At 70.4% G+C, this 16,374-nt stretch carries 12 protein-coding genes; 5 read left to right on the plus strand and 7 right to left on the minus strand.

The features are described 5' to 3' along the window. Nucleotides 1-411: 411 nt before the first annotated feature. The 5 genes from mobF to ACH4UK_RS03865 form a co-directional block, all read right to left on the minus strand. Nucleotides 412-4,848: a MobF family relaxase gene (mobF, locus tag ACH4UK_RS03845; protein WP_230883018.1), complete on the minus strand. Its 4,437-nt coding sequence runs from the start codon at nucleotides 4,846-4,848 to the stop codon at nucleotides 412-414. A 224-nt stretch (nucleotides 4,849-5,072) separates the two neighbouring features. Next, nucleotides 5,073-5,870, minus strand: a complete 798-nt coding sequence (locus ACH4UK_RS03850; protein ID WP_055643626.1) for a helix-turn-helix transcriptional regulator — start codon at nucleotides 5,868-5,870, stop codon at nucleotides 5,073-5,075. Continuing rightward, nucleotides 5,867-7,399, minus strand: coding sequence for a hypothetical protein (locus tag ACH4UK_RS03855; RefSeq protein WP_055643625.1), 1,533 nt, complete (start codon nucleotides 7,397-7,399; stop codon nucleotides 5,867-5,869). The genes ACH4UK_RS03850 and ACH4UK_RS03855 overlap by 4 nt, the downstream gene beginning before the upstream one ends. After that, on the minus strand, nucleotides 7,396-8,160 hold the full coding sequence (locus tag ACH4UK_RS03860) for an ATP-binding protein (protein ID WP_055643624.1): 765 nt from the start codon (nucleotides 8,158-8,160) through the stop codon (nucleotides 7,396-7,398). Before ACH4UK_RS03860 ends, ACH4UK_RS03855 begins: the two co-directional genes overlap by 4 nt. Continuing rightward, nucleotides 8,160-9,746 (minus strand): Mu transposase C-terminal domain-containing protein, encoded by a 1,587-nt coding sequence (locus tag ACH4UK_RS03865; RefSeq protein ID WP_055643623.1) that lies wholly within the window; start codon nucleotides 9,744-9,746, stop codon nucleotides 8,160-8,162. The genes ACH4UK_RS03860 and ACH4UK_RS03865 overlap by 1 nt, the downstream gene beginning before the upstream one ends. 280 nt (nucleotides 9,747-10,026) lie before the next feature. Between ACH4UK_RS03865 and ACH4UK_RS03870 the strand changes: the two genes are divergently transcribed. Further along, the gene (locus ACH4UK_RS03870) at nucleotides 10,027-10,692 is read left to right on the plus strand and encodes a recombinase family protein (RefSeq protein ID WP_055646309.1); all 666 of its coding nucleotides are present in this window, start codon (nucleotides 10,027-10,029) and stop codon (nucleotides 10,690-10,692) included. Nucleotides 10,693-10,758: 66 nt separating this feature from the next. Here ACH4UK_RS03870 and ACH4UK_RS03875 read toward each other — a convergent pair whose 3' ends face one another. Next, the gene (locus tag ACH4UK_RS03875) at nucleotides 10,759-11,172 is read right to left on the minus strand and encodes a MerR family transcriptional regulator (RefSeq protein ID WP_196479078.1); all 414 of its coding nucleotides are present in this window, start codon (nucleotides 11,170-11,172) and stop codon (nucleotides 10,759-10,761) included. Between the two features lie 397 nt (nucleotides 11,173-11,569). Between ACH4UK_RS03875 and ACH4UK_RS03880 the strand changes: the two genes are divergently transcribed. The 3 genes from ACH4UK_RS03880 to ACH4UK_RS03890 all read left to right on the plus strand — a co-directional run bounded on the left by ACH4UK_RS03880 (nucleotide 11,570) and on the right by ACH4UK_RS03890 (nucleotide 15,082). Then, nucleotides 11,570-13,072 carry a SulP family inorganic anion transporter gene (locus ACH4UK_RS03880; RefSeq protein ID WP_055643622.1) on the plus strand — a complete coding sequence of 501 codons (1,503 nt, stop codon included), beginning with the start codon at nucleotides 11,570-11,572 and terminating at the stop codon, nucleotides 13,070-13,072. Between the two features lie 119 nt (nucleotides 13,073-13,191). Beyond that, nucleotides 13,192-14,469 (plus strand): APC family permease, encoded by a 1,278-nt coding sequence (locus ACH4UK_RS03885; protein ID WP_055643621.1) that lies wholly within the window; start codon nucleotides 13,192-13,194, stop codon nucleotides 14,467-14,469. Between the two features lie 106 nt (nucleotides 14,470-14,575). Beyond that, entirely contained in the window at nucleotides 14,576-15,082 is a 507-nt protein-coding gene (locus ACH4UK_RS03890) for a DoxX family protein (protein WP_055643620.1), read from the plus strand. Between the two features lie 13 nt (nucleotides 15,083-15,095). Here ACH4UK_RS03890 and ACH4UK_RS03895 read toward each other — a convergent pair whose 3' ends face one another. After that, the gene (locus ACH4UK_RS03895; RefSeq protein ID WP_055643619.1) at nucleotides 15,096-15,401 is read right to left on the minus strand and encodes a PadR family transcriptional regulator; all 306 of its coding nucleotides are present in this window, start codon (nucleotides 15,399-15,401) and stop codon (nucleotides 15,096-15,098) included. A gap of 166 nt (nucleotides 15,402-15,567) precedes the next feature. Here ACH4UK_RS03895 and ACH4UK_RS03900 point away from each other — a divergent pair, with 166 nt between their 5' ends. After that, nucleotides 15,568-16,365, plus strand: coding sequence for a phosphatase PAP2 family protein (locus ACH4UK_RS03900; protein ID WP_063785776.1), 798 nt, complete (start codon nucleotides 15,568-15,570; stop codon nucleotides 16,363-16,365). The last annotated feature ends 9 nt before the right edge of the window (nucleotides 16,366-16,374 follow it).

Below are 16,374 nucleotides of genomic sequence, written 5' to 3' on the forward strand. Positions count from 1 at the left end.
CTTGGAACTGCTCACCGCGATCACCTCAATCAGTCAGCGAACGCTGGGGCGTCAGACCCCGGCAATGCTGTTCTTCCCACCCTCCGCTCCGTCCACGAGCGACTATCCGCCAGATCCCCAACCAGCCTCTTCCGAGTGAACCTCACGGCCGACCACTTTCGAGTACGGCCTGTCTCAACCACCACCGCAAGGGCCTGGCTCCAAGGCATCCTCAAGACCCGCGCTGGCAAGCAATGTGAGGGGGCCAGACCGTCTCATAAGGCATGCAGAACGCGGAGAACTCGATCCGACAGGCACCGTGCACGTGACGCACCGGCTCTGGTTCATGGGCACCATCCCGGACGCGTTCCGCGACCGGATGCCCGACAACGCGGTCTTCGCTCTGCCGACCTAGGCACTCTCAGGCACCTTCTACACGGGCGGTGCGTCCTGAGCGCTGTCCGGCGGCGGGCCGGGCTGTGTGTGGTCCATCGCGGTTCGGTTGGCGTACCAGGACTCGGGTTTCGGAGATGACGGCGCCACGGACTCGTCGGCGTCGAGGTGCTGACCCCCGCGCTGGGTTCGCAGACGCCCCTCCTTCTGGAGGCTGGACACTCGGTGGTCCGCGCCGCGAGCAGTGCTGCGAGCCTTGATGGCCTCGGCCCGAAGCTGCTTGGCTGACTCGTTGTCCTTGTCCTTGGCTCGCCGAAGCAGCACGGCCTTCTCCTGCTGCGGCATGTCCGCTTCCGTAAGCACAGCTTCGTGTTCGCTGACGGGTCCGGCCTGCTCGGCAACTTCCTGAAGCCGCGCATTCATCTGCTCCAGCTCCTGTCCGGTCGCCTCACAGGTACGAAGTAGTGCCTCCCGGTCCGCCTCAACCGCAGCACGCTCGTCACCGCGGAGCGCTGGGCGTCGCCCGAAACGACCCGTCGCGGCCAGCTGCTGTTCGAGACCTTCGATACGGGCCTGCGTGCCGTTCAGTCGGGCGGTGCGTTCAGCAATCGTGCTGTCCAGCGCTCGGACTTCGCGGATGGCTGCGGCCCGTTCGGCAACGTCCTGATGGCGGCGGTGGAGTGCGAGCGAGTTCGGGCCTGATCCGGCAGCAGCCTCCCGTTCGGCACGGTCCGCAGCGGCCTCCGCCTTCTCGGCCGCCGTGCTGGTGGCGCGAGCCGCCGTCGCCGCCTTGCGCACAGCGTCGCGCAGGGCTGAATTACTGAGGTGGGCGTACGGACGATCAGCCGTCGGCGCCGCTTCAGGAAGAGTAGTCAGCGCCTCGCGCCGCCCGGCCGTGGCCGGGGTAGATCGGACCTCGGGCTCCGCGCCCTCTCGGAGGGCGTCCGCGTCGTGTAGTTCTCCCGCACCGGGGCCGCGCGGGATCGGCAGATCCGCTACCGCCTGGCGAACATGGGCGGGCACCGCGTTCTTGGGGAGTTCGGAGAGGATCATGCGTTCCTCGGTGCCGTTCTCGATCTCGCGGATGAGGCCGGCGACGGCGCGGTCAAGCTGTTCCTGCTCGGTGAGTGCGTCGCCGCTGCGGGCGCGGTCGGCGTCGGTTTCGTAGACGGAGAGCGGCAGGAAGAGGTGGGACTCCTTCTTGTCGCGACTCATCATCGTGTAGAGCGCGTTTGCCTGGGCTCCGGGACCGTAGACCAGGGCCTCTTGCACGCTGAGACCCTGCGACTTATGGCCGGTGATCGCGTATCCGAGGCTGAGTCCGCCCTGTGCGATGTAGTCGGCCTCGACCCATTCGGCAACGTCACGGTGGCCGTCGGCGGTCTTCTCCCGCCACTCGATCAACACCCGGCGTTCCTCGTCCACGGCCCGCACGATTCCGCGGAGGCCGTTCAGCACGTCTTCGTTCTCGCCTCGGGTCCGCTTGCCCCGGTAGTCGTTGATCCGAAGGAGGACCTGGTCACCGACGGACAGCATCAGCTCACCGCCGCCGGGCAGCGCGTAGGCGTGCTCGGGACCGGTGAGGTCGCCGTTCTCCTTCCGCAGGGCACGAGCCCCGACGTTCAGTTCCTCCACCACCTCGTTGGTGGCGGCAAGCATGAGGAGCTGCTGCACGGCGGTGTGGTCGTCGGTGTGCGCGGCGCGCTTGTCGGCCCAGATGGTGAGCATCGCGGCGAGGGTGGCGTCCTTGTCCGCGAGGGCGTGCACGCGGCCGGTCCCGGCGAATGTGCGGAGTGCTTCCACGCGGTTGTCGTCGCGCCACAGCTCCAGGGCCCGCCGCTCGATCGCGTCCTTCTGCCGGAAGTTCTCGTTGAGACTGAGTCCGCCCACGATGTGGTGCACGGCGGCGAAGGAACCGCCGATGCCGGGCGAGTGCAACTGCTTCGGGTCACCGATGCCGACGACCTTTGTGCCGGTCATCGCTGCGTGGGTGAGGAGTTCGGCGATGTCGCGGTCATCGCACATGGCCGCTTCGTCCACGACTAGCACGTCAACGCCGGTGAGGCCGGGGCCGCCGTTGCGGATGCCGGTAAGCCAGGACGCGAGGGTGCGCGACTCGATGCCTGCCTCGGCCTTCAGGTTCGCGGCGGCGACGGCGGCCGTGCTCGCGCCGGCGATGACGAGACCGTGGGCCTCCCATGCCTGCCGGGCGGTGTCCATGATCGTGGTCTTGCCCGCTCCGGCGATGCCCACGACTGCGTCGATTCCGTGCCCGGCCGTGAGCAGCCGTTCGAGGACGGCGCGCTGTTCGTCGGAGAACGCGAAGGTGCCACCGTGCTGGGCCTCGACGGTGGACAAGGTCATGTCGACCGTGTCGCGGCTGACGACGGCGGCCTGCGTGCCGAGCCGGTTCGTTGCCTCGGAGACGATCAGCGCTTCCGCCGCCACGACGTCCGCCGTGGTGTACCGGTCGGCGTGCGTGAAGTGTTGAGCGCCCTTCGGATTCAGCTGAACCGCGTATCCGGCGTGACGGAGGACGGAGGTGGTGAGTTGTTCGGCTTCCTCGGCGTTCGCGACTCCGTACGGGAGGGCGTCCAGCACGGCGGCGATTGCGGCGGCGTGGGTGAACTCCTTGGAGTGGCTGGTCAGGCCGGTCTTAGGGTCGAAGACCTGGGCGCACAGCTCGTCCAGAGAGGGGTTCTGGTCCGCTCGGTCCCGCTCCATCGCACTCGCTGCGATGGCGTCGGGGTCGTCACCGACAGCACGCCCCTCGGCCTGCCAGTAGGCGCGAAGGACGTCGTCCCCGACTCCGGCGGCCTCGCCGTTCTTCGCGGCCTTGGATGCGGTGGAGGCGGCGGTACGCTCGCGGGTCGTGGCGCTGTCGTAGTCGATTCCCAGCTTCGTCAGCAGATCCCGGACCTGACTGTCGCGCTTGCTGAACAGGCGGATCGTCGCCTCGGGAATCGCTGCGATCTCCCATGCGCCGGTCCTCTCCTCGCGACGGAAGCTGATGCCGAAGTTGTCGGTCAGCTCTCGGCGGATACGGGCGTTCATGAGGGACTGGGTCGCGCGGGTGTGTCGGTGGAGGTCACGGCCTCCGCTGGCCATGGTGGACCACTTGCCGTCGGCGCCCTTGACCATGTTGGCCAGGGTGAAGTGCAGGTGAAAGTGGGGGTCGCCGTACGGGGCACCGTCCACGGGCCGGGCGGCACGGTGCACCATCATCCAGCCGGAGAACCCGCTCGTCTCCACGGTCTCCGCTTCGTCGCCGTCACCGTGGTGACCACGCATGGCGTAGGCGGTCCACCGTTCGAGGGCGGTGATGGACTCGCGGCCGGCGGAGGTGTAGATGCCCTCGACCTGAGCGGCGATCTCCTCCGGGGCGTAGGCGAGGAACGCGGACTTCGACTTCGCGAGGTCCAAGGTGACGTCGGCGCCGAAGTTGCCGACCTGCACTCGGCCTTCGAGGAGAGCGGCCTTGATCTCCTCGGCGTCCCACACGTCCTCGGGCGAAAGTCCCGCTGCCTTGGCCATGGCGACGGCTTCGCGTACGTCCATCGGCAGATCCCGAAGACGGCGTTCGCCTTCGCCTTCAGTCTGGGTGTACCGCCGCTTCATCGACGCGGCGGTGAACAGGTCGCCGGGCTGTTGTCCGGTCTCGGTGGCGCGGGCCTCGACGGCGCGAAGCAGAGCACGGGCGTCCAGGTGGCCGCCCGCCTCAGCGGCCACGGCCTTCTCCAGCGTGTCTTCGCCGTACAGGTCGACGGCGTCGATGCCGACAGCATCGGCGAGCTTCAGCACGGTGGAGGCTGGGACGCGGTGCGATTCCCCGAACCGCTTGAGCTGGCTCTCCATCCTGCGAAAGGCGTCCTGCTTGCGCTTGGAGTCGAGCAGGGAGACGGGCTTCACGCTGCGTTCGGCGGCGGCGCGGCGGATGGCGCGGGCCAGCGGGGCAGCGGGGAGCTTGGCGGCCGGCGCAATGGCGAGCTTGGGTTCTACGAGAGTCTGCCCGCTCCGGGGGTCCTCGCCATGCATGAGGCGTCGGGCGGCCTGGAAGTGCTCGGGGGCGAGGACGCTGCCGGGGGTGATGTCGAACTCGGTGAGGCCGTTTCCGATCCAGACCAGGGGGCGTTCGCTGGCATCGAGGTGGTAGTCCACCTGTCCGTCGGTCGGCCGTGGGGGAAGGGCCTGGTCGCCGTAGAGGTCGCGGGCGTCGAGTCCGGCTGCGGCAGCGACTTCGACGGCGTCGAAGCCGGTGAACCGCGCGGTGCCCTTGCTGCGGATGAGTCCGCGGGCGCGGAAGAAGGCGCGCTTGGCCTCGCGGTTGCCGAGCAGGGAGGCGACGGGGGCACCAGCAGCTTCGGCCTTGGCCTCGATGGCGGCGACGAGAGGGGCGGCGTCGACCGCTAGGGACTTCCCACAGCCGTGGCCGCCGGTAAGGCGGTACTCAACCTGCTCGTCGGAGGGGCCGATCATGGTGACCCACCCCATCGGCCCGCTCACCCCCCGCTCTCATCCGGTCAGATTCGGTCGTCTTGGCTGATTGTATCGTCACGAAGTGACGATACCTTGGTCCTCTAAATTCAAGATCATGATCAACGAGAGGGACCTCGGGCACTCTGATCGGCCTCGTTGTCGGGCGACATCAGGATGCCAGTGGGTTCCGACAGTTGATTTCAGTGGTTCCGACATGAGGTGTGTCAGTAGGTAGTCGACTCGTTGGAGTCGAGGAGACGTAGGCCGTACTGGACGTCGTCGGCGAGGACGGCGGTGTCGCCGTCGGCGCGTACGAGGAGGCCGGAGTTGATGAGCCCCGCGATGGCGGTGGCCCACTCCGGGGTGTTCCGGTCGTGCGGGGAGACGCTTCCGGCATGGTGCGCGTGGAAGAGCACCATGGCGTCGAGGTCGGTGAGGACGTCGCGGTCCGGGGGCCGGTGGGGGGTGCGCCAGGCCGGGGTGTGGTCGGCGGGGTGGAGCCAGTCCATCTGCTGGTCGGTGAGGACGTCGTTGCGCGGGCTCAGGGTGAAGTGGTGGGGTGCCGCGCGGCGTAGGGCGTACGGGCCGCCGAGGTCGGGGTGTGCCCAGGCGTGGGCGAGGGCGTCGGCGGTGCGGTCGTAGGTCCAGCGCAGTGACTCGGCGAGGTAGTCCGCGGTGAGCGGGCGGCCGGCGTGGGCGAGCGCGTTGAGGACGCTGGCGGCGTCCGCGTCGGCGCTGGGGTCCCCCGGCGGGTGCTCGGCGTCGCGGTAGCGGGGCAGCTGGTAGACGGCCTCGGCGTACGGGGTGAGGTCGGCGGGGTGGAGGTCGAGGCGCCGGGCGAGTTCGAGGATGACGTGCAGCGGCTGGTTGGGCAGGGCGTCCATGGTGATGGCGCTCTCGTGGACGCCGAGGAGGTCGGCGAGTTCCCATGCGGAGAGGCCCGCGTTGTGCAGGCGGCGGCGCAGTTCGATGCCCCAGCCCCGTGGCTGGTGGCGTGAGGGTTGGTGGAAGCGGTCGCTCACCGGTCGGGGCCGTCCTCGGAGAGGAGCACTACGTCCATGCGGCGTGCGGCCATCCAGTCGGTCAGGGGCGCCGGGCCGCCGCCGATCCCGGAGACTTCGCACATGCCGCGGTGGAGCCAGAACGGGTTGACGCCGATCCGGCGGCAGGTCCGTTGAATCGTCTCGACCAGCGAGCGGTCGGAGGCGTCGAGGGTGGGGTTCTTGGGGTCGGCGAGGTAGCGGCGCCGGGTGCCGGAGCCGTCCGTGCGGCGGTGGGCGAGGTGGGCGGCGAGGAGTTCGGCGGCGTACGGGGGCAGGGGTGTCTTGCCGGTGGTGTGCCCGTAGCTGGGGCACTCGTCCTCGGGGCGTCGGTCGAGCTGGTGGGCCCAGTCGGCGCGCAGGTAGAGGGCTGCGTCCTCGAACGTCGGCAGGTACAGGTAGCGGCCGGCCTCGTCGATGTTGCGGCACAGCAGGTGGGAGAACCGGTCGGGGGCGGCGGCCAGGTGCAGGGAGAGCACGGTGGCGGCGGCCGCGTGGGTGGAGACGGTGGCGCGCAGGGCCCGGCAGATGCCGGGGGTGAGCCAGGTCGTCAGCTTGTCGGCGGCGGCCGGCCCGAACGCGGTGGACTGCCAGCGCAGCAGGATGCCGCGGGTCAGCAGGGATGCTTGGATCGCGCGGAGTCGGATGAGCGCGAGGCGTCCGCCGGTGGCGGGGCCGAGGCGTTCGTCGCGCAGGTAGGCGTTCAGGGCCAGCTTGAAGGCGTTGCCGGTGCGGCCTTCGGCGAGGTCGTTGCGGTGACGGCGTACGAAGGCGTCGGTGGCCTGGGCCTCGGTGCGGTAGGCGTGGTGGATCTGCTCGAAGGTGTCCCCGGCGAGGCGGCGGCGGCAGGAGGCGAGGAAGAGGGGGAAGTCGACGGTGGGCAGGGCGGGCCAGTCGGCGTCGGGGTCGGCGTGCTCGTCGGGATGGAGAGGTAAGGAGAGCGCCGGGGCCGGCAGCGGCAGGACGCGTTCGAAGGTGTCGCCGCCCATGGCCCGTACGGGCCGGTGGGGTGCGCCGAAGGGTATGTGCCCGCGGGCGGCGCCCTTGCGCTCGGATCGGCCCAGGCTCTCGATCGCGTTGCACATGCGGGCCGGATCTCCGCCACCGGACCAGATCAACCACAGGTCGGCGTCGGCCCGGTCGGCGAGCTCGGCAAGCTGGAGCGCCTCGCGGGAGCTGAGCCGGTGGGCGCGCTCGACAAGGATGTCGGTGACGTGGGCGGCGGTGATCCACGCGGTGGCGGCCTTCCAGGCGTCCGCGATGCTCAGGCGGCAGGTCCGTACGGCGGCCGGGTTCTTGCCCGCGCCAGCCAGGATGTCCCACACGAGATCGTTGGGAGAGCGCACCGGGTTGGGGCGGACCACGATCCGTTCCGCGGCCTCCAGCGCGGCCAGGCGGCGGGAAAGGCCCGGGTCGTCATTGCCGTCGATGACGACGCGCACCGTGCGGTGCGGGGCGGGCGGGTCCGCGGCGGGATCGTCGGTCTGCGCCGCGCCCAGGGTCTCCGTCACTGGAGTCCGCCGCCGAGGAGGGAGTAGGCGTTGTGGACGGTGGTCTCGTCGACGGTGGTGATGCCCTGCTCGGCGCACAGGGAGGCAGCGGTGTGGGTGAACACCGCCCAGTCGCGCATGGTGCCGTGACCGTACGAGCTGTCCACCTCCAGGAGGAGATCGGCGTCGGCCTCGGCGTAGATGGGGTGGTAGCGGCGCATCAGGGCGGGGACCTTGACGGGGTCGAGCGGGGAGAAGGGCAGGCGGCGGAAGACCCGGGAGCGGAGCATCGGCTCCTTGGAGAGAACTTCCCAGCAGCCGTCACCGCCGACGTAGAGCAGGGCGAAGCGGGTCTTGGGGTGGTCGTGGAGGTGGCGCAGCAGCTCGATGCAGTCGCCGGTCAGCCGCTGAGCCTCATCCACGACGACCAGGCGCATCGGGGTGGCGAGCAGGCCGACGAGCTTGGTGGTGAGGTCGAAGCGGTTGCGAGAGGAGGGGTTCTCCGTGCCGGTCAGCTCGCGCAGCAGCTGGTCGGCGATCATCCGCATGGTGGGGCGGGCGGGGAAGGTCAGCACAGACACCCGCGGCCGCGATATGGGGTCGAGCAGGTCGAGGGCTTCCAGGGCGGCCTCGACGGCGAACGTCTTGCCGGTGCCGGCCGGGCCGTGGACGACGCCGGTCGCGGCGTTGGCGACGAGGTCGGCCACGATCCGGGCGGTCATCTGGAAGTGGCCGGTGGGCAGGGCGGCGGCCCCGGTCAGGTCGACGAAGTGGCGCGGCATCAGCTCTCCGGGTCGGCGGTGGGGTCGATCAGTCCGAACAGGCTCGTGCTGGCCCTGGCGGCCAGCGCCTGGTCACGCTCGCGCTGCGTACGGGCACGGCCGTCGCCCTCCGATACCAGACGGGACTCGGCGGGCGCGGTGCCATCGCCGGTCATCGGCGCAAGGGTGCGGCGGGCCTGGCGGGAGGCGCGGCGCCGCTCCCGGCCGAGGCGTGTCGCCTCCACGCGGGCGTGCTCGCGGAACGCGTCGGTCTGGGCCGCGGTGAGCTGCCCGGTCGGGTACGCGGTGCACAGGTGCCTCTCGCCGTCGTAGACCTCGATGCTGCGGTCGTCGTGTGGCATGTACCGGATCTGGACCCGCTGCCCGCCGCACCCGTACAGCTCGGGAGCGACGTAGGCCAGGCCGTGGAAGTTGATGCCGTCCTTCTGCACGATCCGCTCCGCCCCGGCGAGCATGAGGTGGCGCAGCTGGTCGGCGCCGATCCGCCGCAGCGGCGCGGTGTCCTCGCTCCAGGCCGCCAGCGGGGTGCGCCCGGCCAGGGAGCGGTGCGGGCGCTCGGTGTTGTACCAGCGGGCCCAGGCGGCGAAGCGGTCGACGAACCGCTCGATGCGCAGCGGGCCGGTGCCTTCGGCGGCCGTCTCGGCGGCGTGCTGGGCGGCGACGGAGTCCTTCACCGGCCCGTACAGCTTCCCGCCGGCGTCGCGCGGGCCGCCGGTGAAGCCGGGGAGCTGGGAGATCAGCGTCTGCTCGATCGTGAGATTCAGCCGCTCCACCTTGCCCTTGCGGTGCGGGGTGAACGCGGGCAGGCGGTGCATGACCACGGCCAGGCCGCCGAGGACCTCCTTCACGGAGCCGGCGGCGAACTCCAGGCCGCGGTCGATCCGTACGCGCTCGGGCACCGCACCGAACGGCGAGAGGTCGCTCTCGTGGGTGAGCGCCATGCGCATCGCGGCCAGGACGGTGCCGGAGGTCGGGGTCACGGCGATGGCCCAGCCGAGCAGGGCCCGGGTGCCGTCGTCGACCACGGTGGTCAGCCACGGTGCGAGCGCCTTGCCCTTGGGCGGCAGGACCAGGATCGGGAGCTGCTTGTGGTCCATCTCCCAGGTCCGCCCGCGCAGCGCGTCCGGGCGGCGCAGGTAGACCGCGGCCGCCCGGCGCCCCGCCTCGCCGGTCCGCCACGCCGCCCGGTCCGCGGCGCTCATGTCGGCGAGGAACGCGCGTTGCAGTGTCCGCTCGGTGACGGTCTTCGTCTGCGCCCACCCCTCGGCGAGGAAGTCGGGCACCGGCGCCCCGGCCGTGGTGCCGTTCCCAGCGGTGACCGCGTGCCGGGCGCGGGCCAAGGCGGCGACGTTGCCCCGGTAGAACGCGAACGCCGCCCGGTCGGTGTCGCTCAGCTCATAGCGGAGCCGCGCGGCGGTCGGCTCGACGGGCTTCGGCGGCGCGAGCCACCGCCACACCGTCCGCTCCGAGACCTCCAGCGCGTCCGCGACCGTACGGACGTGCGCGGCCGTGAGCGCATCGTCCTCTCGTAGCCGGGACAGCCGTTCGACGGCCGCCCGGCGCTTCTCCTGCGACACCCTCCCCATGAACCGAAGTGTCAGTGGTGTCGGCGCCGCCGTCCCCGAACATGCGCCCGCATCCACACGTCCGGGTGGACCTTGGTCGAATCGGTGGCGTACGCGGGTCCGGCATGATCCAAATACGGCCGGAAGGGCCGGATTCCCTCATCAAAGGGTGGTGCGGGCTTTCTGACGGAGCGGGGTTTTTGAGGGAGTTGTTGAAGGATCTGGAGCCTCTTCCGGTGATCGTCTGCCGATCCTCAGAAAACGTTGGTTACTTGAGGGCAGACTGCCCACCGTGACGACCTTGACCGACGCCCTCGGCGCCGACGACGACCTCCTCGGCATCTTCCCGTCCCGTCCGACCGAGATCCGCATCGGCTACGCCCGCGTGTCGACCGGCGGGCAGAAGCTCGACCGCCAGATGGACGCGCTCACCCTCGCCGGGTGCCGGCGCATCTTCCCCGAGAAGAAGTCCGGGAAGAACGACCTGCGCCCGGAGCTGAAGGCGTGCCACGCCTTCCTCCAGGGAGGGGACACCCTCGTCGTCCCCTCCCTGGACCGGTACGGCCGCAGCCTCCAAGACCTGGTCAACATGGTCGCCGAACTCCGCAAGCGGCAAGTCGGCTTCACCTCCCTGCACGAGAAGCTCGACACGATGACGCCGGGCGGGCGTCTGATCTTCCATGTCTTCGCCGCATTGGCGGAGTTCATCCGGGAGCTGATCGTGCAGGGCACCAACGAGGGTCTGGCCGCCGCGCGGGCCCGCGGCCGCGTCGGTGGCCGGCCCACCGTCGTCAACGACAAGCTGCTGCGCGCCGCCCGCGACATGCTGCCCAACCCCGAGAACAGCATCGAGACCATCGCGGCCCTGCTCGGCGTCTCGGTCGGCACCCTCTACAACCACATCCCCGACCTCAAGGAACTGCGGACCTCCCGCGTCCCCGCCCAGCTCGAAGGGGGCACCCGGTGATCCGCCCGAGGCGCTGACGCCGACAAGTACACGTCGCGGGCCGCACCGACCGGCAGCCCTGTGCCGTCAGGACCGGACAGCTGGTACATCCAGTTCCAGGCGGGCCCCCAGAGTGGCGGCGAAGTCCTCGGCGCGTTCCAGCTGGACGCGCAGCTTCTCCACCTGCTCGGCGGCGGCCTGCCAGTAGGTCCGCACCCGCTCCAGCAGCGCCTCACGCTCGCCGTCGTCGAGGGCGTCGCCGCCGTCGAGGCGGTCGGTGGCGTCCAGGAGGTCGCGCATCTGGTCCAGGGTGAAGCCCAGCGGCTTCATCCGGCGGATCACCATCAGGCGGGCGACGTCGGTCTCGGTGTAGAGGCGGAACCCGCCCTGGGAGCGGGCGGAGGGGATGACCAGGCCGGTCTCCTCGTAGTGCCGGATGGTGCGCAGGGACAACTCCGTCCGCGCGGCGACTTCGCCGATCTGCATGTGCTTGTCGTCCACGCCCGTGATCCTGGTCCTCCTCGTCGTGGCGGGCCGCGTCTCGTACGACCCCACCAACCTCTACTCTAACGTTAGGGTAGAGTCGCTGATGGCGAGGGCGGGCCGGCTGCCCCGTCACTGCCGTTTCGGGGCCGGTGGCGCCCCCGGCGAAGATCCGATTCTTGCAGGAGAGAGCGTGCGCGAGCCCATGACGCCAATCGCCGCCGTCTGCCCGCCGTGACCCTTCGCCCCCGGATGTGAGCTTCCCGGCCGCGCGCCCGCGCCCGGCTCCGTCCTTCTCTTCGACTTCCGGCCCGCCTGGGCTGTCCGCGGGGTGCCGGCCCGGCCCCTGCGCGTCCTTCCCGCACACCCCGGCCTGCCAGCGGGGTGTGCCCGAGCACGACAGGTACGCATCTCCTTGTCTTCTTCCCTGCTTACTCCCGCCGTGCGGCTGCGCGGCCTGCGCCCCGACTGGCTGAACAACCCGAAGGTCTGGCGCACCGAAATCCTGGCCGGCCTGGTCGTCGCCCTGGCCCTGATTCCCGAGGCGATCTCGTTCTCGATCATCGCCGGTGTCGACCCCGCGGTCGGCCTGTTCGCCTCGTTCACCATGGCCGTGGTCATCTCCATCGTCGGCGGACGGCGCGCGATGATCTCCGCCGCCACCGGCGCAATCGCCCTCGTCATTGCCCCCCTGAACCACGAGTACGGCCTGGGCTACCTGATCGCCGCCGTCATCCTCGCCGGCGTCATCCAGGTGATCCTGGGCGCGCTGGGAGTGGCGAAGCTGATGCGGTTCGTGCCGCGCAGCGTGATGGTCGGCTTCGTCAACGCCCTTGCGATCCTGATCTTCATGGCGCAGGTGCCCGAGATGCACGACGTGCCCTGGGCGGTGTACCCGCTGATCATCGGCGGGCTCGCGCTGATGGTGTTCTTCCCCAAGGCCACCAAGGTGATCCCCGCCCCGCTCGTCTCCATCGTCATCCTGACCGTCATCACGGTCGCGGCCGGCATCGCGGTGCCGACCGTCGGAGACAAGGGCGAGCTGCCGTCCTCCCTGCCGGTGCCGGGCCTGCCGGACGTGCCGTTCACCCTCGACACCCTGACGACGATCGCGCCGTACGCGTTCGCGATGGCGCTGGTCGGCTTGATGGAGTCGCTGATGACCGCCAAGCTGGTCGACGACATCACCGACACCCACTCCTCCAAGACCCGCGAGTCGATCGGTCAGGGCATCGCCAACGTGGTCACCGGCTTCTTCGGCGGCATGGGCGGCTGCGCGATGATCGGCCAGACGATGATCAACGTGAAGGTCTCCGGTGCCCGTACCCGCGTCTCGACGTTCCTGGCGGGCGTGTTCCTGATGGTGCTATGCATCGTCTTCGGCCCGGTCGTCTCCGACATCCCCATGGCCGCCCTGGTCGCCGTCATGGTGATGGTGGCCTTCGCGACGTTCGACTGGCACTCCATCGCCCCCAAGACGCTGAAGCGGATGCCCGCTGGTGAGATTGCCGTCATGGCCGTCACCGTGGTCGTGGTGGTCGCCACCGAAAACCTCGCCATCGGCGTCGTCGTCGGCTCCGTCACCGCCATGGTCATCTTCGCCAAGCGAGTCGCCCACCTCGCCCGCGTACACAGCGTCCTCGACCCCGACGGCACCACAGTCGTCTACTCCGTGACCGGCGAGCTGTTCTTCGCCTCCTCCAACGACCTCGTCGGCCAGTTCAACTACGCAGGCGACCCCGACAAGGTCGTCATCGACCTCAGCGCGGCCCACATCTGGGACGCCTCATCGGTCGCCGCCCTCGACGCCATCGAGACCAAGTACAAGCAGCGAGGCAAGACGGTCGAGATCATCGGCCTGAACGACCCCAGCGCCGACCTCCACGGCAAGCTCACCGGCGAACTCACCAGCCACTAGCGTCCCGCGGAGTACGAGGAAGCGTGGACCGCGAGAGCCGGTTGGTCGCGGTCCCTATATCGTATGCCGATATCGGGTTTCGTTACACGTGTGCGGTACTGCCGCCGAGGGAGTGGGTCATGAGCAAGCAGCCATCAGTCGCAGCGGTTCCGGAGGAGTTGCGGCGACGGCTGGGGGTGGTCGATGCGGTGGTGATCGGCCTGGGGGCAATGATCGGTGCGGGCATTTTCGCCGCGCTCGCTCCGGCGGCGGATGCGGCCGGGTCCGGGCTGCTGTTCGGCCTCGCCCTCGCGGCGGTGGTCGCTTACTGCAACGCGACGTCCTCGGCCCGGCTCGCCGCGCGTTATCCGGCCTCGGGCGGCACCTACGTCTACGGCCGCGAGCGGCTGGGCGACTTCTGGGGCTACCTCGCCGGCTGGAGCTTCGTGGTCGGCAAGACCGCGTCCTGCGCGGCCATGGCCCTCACGGTCGGCTCATACGTGTGGCCCGGTCAGGCCCACGCGGTCGCGGTCGCGGCGGTGGTGGCGCTGACCGCGGTGAACTACGCCGGGGTGCAGAAGTCGGCCTGGCTCACACGCGCAATCGTCGCGGTCGTCCTGGCGGTGCTGGCCGCCGTGGCCGTCGCCACGCTGACCTCCGGCGAGGCGGACACCGTCCGCCTCGACATCGGCTCGGATGCCACCTTCGGTGGCGTGCTCCAGGCGGCGGGGCTGCTCTTCTTCGCGTTCGCCGGATACGCGCGCATCGCCACCCTCGGCGAGGAGGTCCGCGACCCGTCCCGCACCATCCCCCGAGCGATCCCCATCGCGCTCGGCATCACCCTGGCCGTCTACGCCGTCGTCGCCGTCGCCGTCCTGACGGTGCTGGGCCCGAAGGAACTGGCGGGTGCGACCGCGCCGCTGTCGGACGCCGCGCGCGCCGCGGGCGTCACCTGGCTGGCCCCGGTCGTACGCGTCGGTGCCGCGGTGGCTGCGCTCGGCTCGCTCCTGGCACTGATCCTCGGTATTTCCCGCACGACCCTCGCCATGGCCCGCGACCGGCACCTGCCGCACGCCCTGGCAGCCGTCCACCCGAAGTTCAAGGTGCCCCACCGCGCCGAACTCGCGGTCGGCGCCGTGGTGGCGGTGCTCGCGGCCACCACGGACGTGCGCGGGGCGATCGGCTTCTCCTCCTTCGGCGTGCTGGCGTACTACGCCGTCGCGAATGCCTCCGCGTGGACCCTCACCCCGCAAGAGGGCCGTCCCGTACGGATCATCCCCGTCGTCGGGCTGGCCGGGTGCCTCGTCCTGGCCTTCGCTCTTCCGGTCTCCTCGATGATCTCCGGGGCCGCTGTGCTGGCCGTCGGCGCCGCCGCCTACGGCATCCGCCGCACGGTGATCTTCCGCCAAGCGTCGTAGGAGCCTGCGACGCGCGCCCGGAAACGGCGCGAAACCACTGGCGCCCTTCTGCCTCGCGGGACGATATCGGTCACCGATACACCGCGAAGGCAGAAGGGCATCTCATATGACGCGGCTCAGCAACTGGCAGGCCCGGCTGACCTCGACCAACGCGCCCGCCGCGGTGGTCCTCATCCGCGCCTACGTCGGCGCGGTCTTCCTCTTCGAGGGCATCCAGAAGTTCCTCTACCCCGACGACCTCGGCACCGGCCGGTTCGACAAGGCCGGCATCCCCTTCCCCGGATTCTTCGGCCCCCTGGACGGGGCCTTCGAGATCGCCTGCGGCGCGCTGATCCTGGCCGGGCTGCTCACCCGGCTCGCCGCCGTCCCGATGGTGGTCAACATGCTCGGCGCCCTGCTCATCACCAAGCTGCCCATCCTGTGGGGCGACGCCCCGCTGTTCGACGGCGAGTCAGGCTGGTGGGACTTCATCCACGAGTCCCGCACCGACCTCGCCCAGCTGTGCGGCAGCCTCTTCCTGCTCATCGTCGGCGCGGGCGCCTACTCGATCGACGCGCGCCTGCACCCCAGCGCCACCGTCGCCCGCGCAGCGGCGGAGCCGGTCCGGGGGTGAGCGGTTCACTGCCCTACGGCGCGTCGTCGCCGAGGACTTCGCGGGCCAGCTCCTTGAGCGCCCTGCGGTCCTCGGCCAGGGCCTGCTTCCCGGTCTCGGTGGCCCGGTACACCCGCCGCGTGCGGCCGTCGACCACCCGCTGCTCGGAGACCAGCAGGCCGTCGGCCTCCAGCCGGTGCAGCGTCGGGTACAGCGTGCCGGGGCTGATCTGATACCCGTGGGAGGCCAGTTCGTCGGTTATCCACGCACCGTGGATCTCCTCCTCGGCCGCATGATGAAGGATGTGCAGCCGCACCGCGCCCCGCTGGAACTCCCGCACCCTCAACCCGCCTTCCCCGCCTGCCTGGCAGTGACGAAACCGATATCGGGTACCGAGTCTACGTCGCTTCACCGTCCTTCCCGGCTCTGATCGCACGCCGCCCTGGTCGGCGCTGCCTGTCCGGGGCACATGAACAGGACCCCCACCGATCGAGGAGGAACCCGCGATGACCCACCCCACCGGGCCCCGCCGACAGCCCAAACAGGCCAGTCGGGCGCTGGCCGGCTGGATTGCTGAGCCGGCCGGTAAGGCCGCTCTGCTCTTCATCGCGGCTGCGGCGCTGACCATCGCCCTGGTCGTCGCCGGGGTGCAGCCGGTCCTGCGCATGGACCGGGCGGTGGCGGCGCATCTGCACACGGTGGCGCTGGAGCATCCCGGCTTCACCCACGCGGGCCGGATCGTCACCGACTGGGTCGTCGACCCATGGACCATGCGCCTGCTGCTCGCCGTTGCGGTGGTATGGCTGTGGCACAGGCGGCAACGACTCATCGCCGTATGGGCAGCCTGCACCTGCGCCGCGGAATGGGCGCTGCGCGGGGTGCTGCGCTGGACCATCGGCCGTGAACGCCCCCAGTGGGAACGCCCCGTCGACTCCGCCGAGTTCGCCGCCATGCCCTCCGGTCACGCCATGACCGCGGCCGCCACCTGCGTGCTGCTGCTGTGGCTGGCCCGGTGGGCGGCACTGCCCGCCGCCCTGCTGCACATCGGTGTCGCAGCGGCCGTTCTGACCGTCGCCGCGGCCTGCCTCACCCGCGTCTTCCTCGGCGTGCACTGGCTCACCGACACCCTCGCCGGATCCCTGCTCGGCACCGGCCTGGCCATGGCCTCCGTCGCCGCCTGGTACACCGCCCACCCGAGCCGCAACGCCTCCAGCGCCGGGGTGGGAGCCGAATCCACCACCCGCCCCGGCCGGCCCCTACCGCGCTCCAGATATCGTGAGCCGACATCGGATTCCGATATCTGAGAGCGATCC

The organism is Streptomyces sp. NPDC020884, assembly GCF_044333935.1.
Taxonomy (GTDB): Bacteria; Actinomycetota; Actinomycetes; order Streptomycetales; family Streptomycetaceae; genus Streptomyces.